The sequence below is a fragment of the Achromobacter maghribensis genome, assembly GCF_057334215.1.
In genome coordinates this window covers 486,214-493,067 of sequence record NZ_JBHFII010000061.1, presented here as the reverse complement: position 1 = coordinate 493,067, position 6,854 = coordinate 486,214, and the positions used below count along the sequence as shown (strand labels likewise).

Genomic DNA, 6,854 nt, shown 5'->3' with positions numbered 1-6,854 from the left:
GAGGCGAGCCGCGGCGTCTGGATGAGCTGCACGAACGTTTCTCCCGCGACGTCCTCGGCGTCTTCCAGGTTGCGCAGCCGGGAGTAGAGGCGGCCCAGCAACCATGGCCTGTCTTCGGTGTAGATTCGGGCCAGCAGAGGATGGTCCGAGGTAAGCATGGAAGGCGGAAGCATGGCGCGGCCCACGAATGTCTATAAATGCAAATAACTCTCATTCTATAGTATGACGTTCCCTCCCGTCCCCGCCACGCACGGCGCGCGGCCCTGTCGTCCGGGGATAGCCGAAAGTGACAAGGCGTTCCGAAGGAGTCCCATCTGCGAGTAGTGTCAGAGCCAGGCCTCTAGGCTCAAGGCTGCTTTGGGTCGAGGCTGTGTGAAAACGCGATTTACTGCCGATTTCAAGGGTTCCCCACCTCTTGCCAAACTGGCGAAATTCGATCCTGCAGCGATCTGAGAGGCGGATATTGCAGGCGCCCTTGAGAGGCGCGCGTTTTCACGCAGCCTCGGCCAGAAGTGGACGCAACACGTTCGACGACAAAAAGGTCACAAGGTAATATTGGATCGGGATTCCATGGAAGGAAAGGCAGAGAATGAATCACTCTGATATGCTTGGTCGCAGCATTGCCGATCCGGTTGTCCGGTCGTACCTGGCCCATCACGAGAAGCTGGATCCAGTCGATTTTCGCACGCATGCTGAGATGGGATTTTTTGGCGGTTTCGATAGCGGTTTCAGTCTGCAGGTGGAAAGCCTTCCCGCATACAGTGCCCAATTCGATGAGGTACGGTCGAGACACCTGCCGGACGACGAGGAGAGGATCGTCGCGAGGCTGTCCTTTACCGGGCCGGATGCGATCAGGGCAGAGCAACGCGCCTATCTATCGGCGCTGCCCTTCGGTTTGACATTCGGAGACAGCAGCGACGTCGTGGCCGAAAAGCTCGGGGCGGCTCCGATCAGGGAAGGCAAGAGCAGCACGCTGCCAGAATATTCAGCCGAACGCTTCGATCACTCCCATGCTGTCGGAAATATGGTCGTGGTTGCAAAATATGACGCGGGCTTGCTGCTGATGGCCGTTTATCTGCTGCATGCGGACCGCACCATACTCAAGGCCAAACGCCGAACGGCGTCCCCGGCCAAACGGAAGATCGTGCCTGGCAATATCGAAAAAGTCGAGGCATTGCGGGCCCAGCTGCCGACGCCCCGCTGGCGCGCGTCCATGGCCGAGGGAGACCAGCTCTTCAACGAGGCGGATATAGCCACGGCCGAAATGGCGCTGAATGCGTTCGTCGACACGGTGAAGGCCGCAACCGGCCAACGGGACGCGGAGGCCATCCAGGCGGCTGTCAAGGACATCGTTCTTGCGATCAACGAGATCAACGGCAGAAGCGGGATGATCGAAACACTGGAGCGCGACGAACTAGGTGCCGTGATCGACGCAGCGGTAAGGGCGTCGGGCTTCAGCCTCCCGGATGACGAAGATATCACCGCGGAATGGCGGGAGTGGTAACGGGAGCCGATGTAAGCAAAGGGTCGAATCTGTGTGAAAACTCTTTGACGCCGCTATGGTGATGTAGATAGAGTTTGGTATCTCGATCCCGGGAGTCGACATGCCCCGCTTCATCGAAGGTCAGGACCGGCAACAGGTAGCGTTGATCCCGGAATGCCTGGATGACTTCATCGCCGACGACAATCTGGTGCGCATAGTCGACGCATTCGTCGACGAGCTCAACCTGGAATCGCTGGGATTTGAGAGGACAGCGCCAGCAGCTACCGGCCGCCCGTCGTATCACCCGGCCGTGCTGCTGAAGATCTACATCTACGGCTACTTAAATCGGGTCCAGTCCAGTCGTCGACTCGAGCGAGAGTGCCAACGCAATGTCGAACTGATGTGGCTCGTCGGCCGTCTGGCGCCAGACTTCAAGACCATCGCCGATTTCCGCCGTGACAATGGCACGGGCATTCGCAATGTGTGCCGGCGGTTTGTGGCCGTATGCCGAGATCTCAAACTATTCACCCAAGCCCTGATTGCCGTTGATGGAAGCAAATTCAAGGCAGTCAACACACGCGACAAAAACTTCACAGCCGCCAAGATCGACAAACGTCAGCAGCAGATTGAGGAGAGCATCCGCCGCTATCTGGCGGCGCTCGACACTGCGGACCGAACGCAACCTGTCGAGATCGAGGCTAGGACCAATCGGCTCAACGACAAGATCGAACGTCTGCGCAAACAAATGCGCACGCTGGATGACGTCAAGGAGAGGCTCAAAGATAGCCCAGACGGTCAGCTGTCGGTGACTGACCCGGATGCCCGCTCGATGGCTACCAGTGGCCGGGGCTCGGGGATGGTCGGCTACAACGTGCAGATGGTTGTCGAAGCCAAGCACCATCTGATCGTCGCGCACGAAGTGACGAACCGAGGACATGACAGGGACTCATTGGCATCGATGACACAAGTCGCGCGGCAGGCAATGGGCAAGAAGCGACTGCGCGCGATTGCCGATCGCGGCTACTACAGCGCGCCTCAGATCAAGGCATGTGCAGAGACAGGTATTGATGCGATCTTGCCCAAGCCGACCACTTCCAATGCCAAGGCCGAAGGCCGCTTCGACCGTTCGGACTTCATATACATCGCGAAGGACGATGAGTACCAGTGCCCTGCGGGCCAGCGCGCCATCCACCGGTTTACGCGGGAGGAGAATGGTCTTCAATTGCGGCGCTACTGGAGTAGTGCCTGCCCGCAATGCGCTATGAAGGAGCGATGCACTCCTAGCGCGTATCGGCGCATCAGTCGATGGGAACATGAGGCCGTGCTTGAGGCGGCGCAGCGCCGTCTAGACCGAATGCCAGAAGCGATGAAGGTGCGGCGGCGCACAGTGGAACATGTGTTCGGCACGTTCAAGCATTGGATGGGCTATACACACTTCCTAACTCGTCGCTTGGGCAATGTGGGCACGGAAATGAGCTTGAATGTACTGGCCTATAACCTCAAGCGGGTCATGCGCATCCTAGGCTTCCAGCAAACGATGAAAGCGATACTGGCGCTGGGCGGCTGAGCCCTTCAGGTGACCCATAACGCACCTCAGGCCCTATCCGGGCCGCCCAAACGGTCTTGAGTGAGCCCCGCTTCGAAAAATCGAAGTGAAGACCGCCCAAGGTGATGCGGACCAGGCGATTGCGCTGTGGCTGTCAGGACGAAAAGCGTTTCCACACGGCCTCGGTCGAAAGCAGGCATCAAGGAAGCTTTGCAGGTAAAGGCTCAGCGCCCTCACATCTCAATTGTCATGCGTATGTGAACATACGGCTCGACCGGGCTTCGCTCAATTTCGCTGCCAGGGCTGCCGCAGACCGCAGGGGGCAGTCGCGCAGAGTAAAGCAGGCCGAGTTCCAAATTCGGCCGCTTCCTCCGATTCGCCTTGCACGCGCCGCTCTGCCGGCAGACGGCGGATCACAAACGATGTTGCAAGGACCGAAATAGCCAAGTCGCGATGGCGGTGATCTTGGCATCCCCATGCGGCATTCCCAGCACTTGTAGTCCGAGCGGCAGGCTATCCACGGCCATGGCAGGTACGTTGATCGCAGGCGCGCCGAGCAGCGATGAGGCGCACGCAAACGAGACGTCGCCGGTCGGATACTTGCTGTCCCGGATGTCTGCCGCCAAGGGCGCCGCCCCGCAGGCGTTCAGGCTTAACAACGCGTCGCATTGTGTGGCCAGAGCTGCCAGGCACTGGCGAGCGTGCTCCCGCAGCAGCAAGCATTCGCGGTACTCCGCCAAGCTCATGCCGCGGCCGCTTTCGAGTTGTCGCAACAAGCTGGGACCCAGCGTATCGGGATGGTTTTCAACAAGGTTGGCCAATGACCAGCGTTGCTCCCAGGCGATGAGCTTGAGCGATAGCGGCGCCGCTTGCGAGATAGCGCGCTCCAGCGCCTCGACCAGCGCCGAGTCGCCGCGCCGAATGATGGTCACGCCTTGCGCGGACAGCGTCTGCAGGCAGGCCTCGAACGCTTGGCGGGCTTCCGGGTCCGCACGCTCCCAACCCTCGGTTTCCAACGCGACCAAGCATCCGGGCTTTTGGGCGGCGGGAGGGTGCAGCGGCCCGTATAGGCCGGGGTGGCCAGGATCCCCACCCGAGCGCTGCGCAATTTCCGCAGCCGCTGTCCACATATCCTCGACGGAGTTGGCATGGACGCCGAGGTGGGCCTGGCTCAGCCCGAGTCGCTCGCCCCGATTGAGCGCTCCGAACGTCGGCTTCAATGCCCAATTGCCATTGAAGCTGGCTGGTCGCAGGACGGAACCCACGAGTTGCGAGCCGATGGCCATGGGCACCATGTTGGCGCCCACAACGGCGGCCGAGCCGCTCGACGAACCGCCCGGCGTGCGCAACGGATCGAACGCGTTGGTGGTTGGACCGGGATCGAGAAAGCCCAGCGCTGTGGTGACGGTCTTGCCCAGGATGATCGCGCCCGCATCGCGCAGCGCACGCACAACGGCGCTGTCATTCTTCGGAAAGTTGCCGTCAAAGGCAGCGCAGCCCATCTGCGTGGGCATGTCGCGAGTTTCAATCAGATCCTTGATGCCGACAGGCATGCCGTCGATAGCCGAGAGCGGACGGCCGTCGCGGTACCGCCGGGCGCTGGCGTCGGCCGCGGCGCGCGCGCCTGCCGGGTTCATTACCACCCAGCCCTTGAGCTGGCCTTCGCGCTCGGCAATCACGTTCAGGCAGCGTTCGAGATATTCCCGCGGACTGTCGCGGCGATCAACAAAGTTGGCGCGGGAATCATGAAAGGTCAGCGCGGCATGGGTGTTGGGATCGTAGGTCACGTTGTGTCTCCGGATAGGCTTATTCACTGCTCTTGATGCCGAGCGTACGGATCAATGCGCCCCATCGAGCGTATTCAGCGCGGAAGAACGCATCAAATTGTGAAGGCGAACTGGGTTGCACCAGCAGATTGACGCCCTTCAAACGTTCCTGAATGCCCGGTTCGGCCAGGACGTCGTTCAAGTCACGGTTGATTTTTTGCTTGAGATCGTCCGGCAGGCCGGCGGGCGCGAACAAGCCGTACCAGGCCTCCAAGCGAAGCTCGGGCAGACCGGCCTCGGCGGCGGTGGGGACGTCGGGCAAGGCATCCAGCCTCTGCGCAGACGCCACGGCATAGGCCCTGAGCTTGCCGCCCTTCACATGGTTGATGACGTTGCCCGAGGCGAATTGCACCAACAGGTCGACTTCGCCGCCGATGGCCGCCATCGAAGCCTCAAGCGCGCCCCGATAAGGCACGTGCATTACGTCTACGCCGGCCTCGCGCTTGAATATCTCGGAGAACAGCTGCAGCGAAGATCCTGAGCCATTGGAGGCATAGGTGTATCGGCCCGGACTGGCGCGAAAACGTTCGATCAGCGTGCGCAGATCGGGATCGTCGATGCCAGGGCGGGTCAGGATCAGCACCGGCAGGCTGCCGATCTTGCCGATCCGCGCCAACCCATTCTCGACATCCAGCTTGGCGTTGGGATTCAAGGCAGGCAGCGTGGCCAGTTCATTGAAAGTCAGCATCAAGGTGTAGCCGTCCGGTTTCGCTCGGACCACATAGTCGGAGCCGATGAGCGTGCCCGCGCCGGGCTTGTTTTCGACCACGACGGCCTGGCCCCAGCGTTGCGCGAGCCTGGGGCCGATCAGTCGAGCCAGGATGTCGGCAGTGCCTCCTGGCGTGGTCGGCACCACGATGCTGACGGGGCGCTGCGGATAGTCGGCGGCCGAAGCAGGCCAGCCCAACACCGCGGCGCCGCAAAAGGCAGCGATTCCGATCAATCGAACCAGCGTTTTGGACATGGATTTCCCCTTGTGGTTGCTCTTGGCCGCGAAGACAAGCGGCCGTGCCATCTTGGGCTTTCGCGGGCCATGGTTCAAACGACTTTATCTATGGCACACTTAACTTATTGTTAATCGAAACCCCGAAATGACTGCCCTGCCCCCGCTGAACGCGCTGCGCTGTTTTGAGGTCGTGGGCCGCCTGGGCAGCATCACTGGCGCGGCGACGGAACTCAGCGTGACGCCCGCCGCCGTAAGCCGCCAAATCCGCCTGCTTGAAGAACACCTGGGGCTGCGGTTGTTCTTTCGCCAGCACCGCCGCATCGTGCTCACGCCGATTGGCGCGGCGTATCACGCAGATATCGCGCGCTGTTTTGGCGGGTTGCAACGCGCGACGTCGGCGCTGGGCGAGCGCTCGCGCCGACGCCAGTTCGTCATCAAGGCGCCGCATAGCGTCGCCATGCGCTGGTTACTGCCGCGCCTCTCGGGGTTCCATCGCCAATATCCCGACATCGATGTCAAGCTCCATACGTCAGTAGATCCACCGGACTTCGAGCGCGAGGAAGTCGATGCCGGCATCTGCATGGGAGACGGCCACTGGCGCGGCCTGCTCAGCTACAAGCTGATGGTCAATGAGTTGCTTCCGGTGTGTATCCCCGACAAGGGCGCTCGCCTGCGCAAGCCCGCCGATCTGAAGCGCGAAATCCTGCTGCATACGCTGGCACGCCCCGACTATTGGGAGATCTGGCTACGGGCGGCCGGCCTGGCAGAGATCGATGTCTCGCGCGGCCTGCGCTACGAATCGTCGGCATTGGCCTATGAAGCCGCGCTGGAGGGGTTTGGCGTTGCCATCGCGCAAAAGACCCTCGTGCAGAAAGAACTGGACGAAGGGCGTCTGGTCGCACCGTTCGATCTAAGCGTGGATCTGGACGCGCAGACCTATTACTTCGTCCTGCCGCCGGAGGACTATAGGCAGCCATCGCCCGAGCTCTCGCAGTTTCGCCTTTGGGTAGCATCCTGCGCGATTTGAACGTTCGAACGCTGTAGCCCGCCGCG

The 6,854-nt window shown here is 61.2% G+C and carries 5 protein-coding genes; 3 read left to right on the top strand and 2 right to left on the bottom strand.

Going from position 1 to position 6,854, the window contains the following annotated elements; all coding sequences use genetic code 11:
- Positions 1 to 589: 589 nt before the first annotated feature.
- Complete coding sequence (locus ACE039_RS28275; RefSeq protein ID WP_485823963.1) at positions 590 to 1,504, top strand: hypothetical protein; 915 nt, start codon at positions 590 to 592, stop codon at positions 1,502 to 1,504.
- A gap of 100 nt (positions 1,505 to 1,604) precedes the next feature.
- Entirely contained in the window at positions 1,605 to 3,050 is a 1,446-nt protein-coding gene (locus ACE039_RS28270; RefSeq protein ID WP_485823962.1) for an IS1182 family transposase, read from the top strand.
- A 392-nt stretch (positions 3,051 to 3,442) separates the two neighbouring features.
- Here the strand turns inward: ACE039_RS28270 and ACE039_RS28265 are convergent, their stop codons facing one another.
- Positions 3,443 to 4,816, bottom strand: coding sequence for an amidase (locus ACE039_RS28265; RefSeq protein ID WP_448712970.1), 1,374 nt, complete (start codon positions 4,814 to 4,816; stop codon positions 3,443 to 3,445).
- A gap of 19 nt (positions 4,817 to 4,835) precedes the next feature.
- Positions 4,836 to 5,819 (bottom strand): Bug family tripartite tricarboxylate transporter substrate binding protein, encoded by a 984-nt coding sequence (locus ACE039_RS28260; RefSeq protein WP_105556296.1) that lies wholly within the window; start codon positions 5,817 to 5,819, stop codon positions 4,836 to 4,838.
- Positions 5,820 to 5,946: 127 nt separating this feature from the next.
- On the opposite strand from ACE039_RS28260, the gene gcvA reads away from it, so the two are divergent.
- Positions 5,947 to 6,828 (top strand): transcriptional regulator GcvA, encoded by an 882-nt coding sequence (gene gcvA, locus ACE039_RS28255; RefSeq protein ID WP_315137069.1) that lies wholly within the window; start codon positions 5,947 to 5,949, stop codon positions 6,826 to 6,828.
- Positions 6,829 to 6,854: the final 26 nt, after the last annotated feature.

Bases quoted from the DNA above. Each gene is read 5' to 3' on its own strand.
- ACE039_RS28275 (WP_485823963.1), top strand. From the start codon at position 590: ATGAATCACTCTGATATGCTTGGTCGCAGCATTGCCGATCCGGTTGTC.
- ACE039_RS28270 (WP_485823962.1), top strand. From the start codon at position 1,605: ATGCCCCGCTTCATCGAAGGTCAGGACCGGCAACAGGTAGCGTTGATC.
- ACE039_RS28260 (WP_105556296.1), bottom strand. From the start codon at position 5,819: ATGTCCAAAACGCTGGTTCGATTGATCGGAATCGCTGCCTTTTGCGGC.
- gcvA (WP_315137069.1), top strand. From the start codon at position 5,947: ATGACTGCCCTGCCCCCGCTGAACGCGCTGCGCTGTTTTGAGGTCGTG.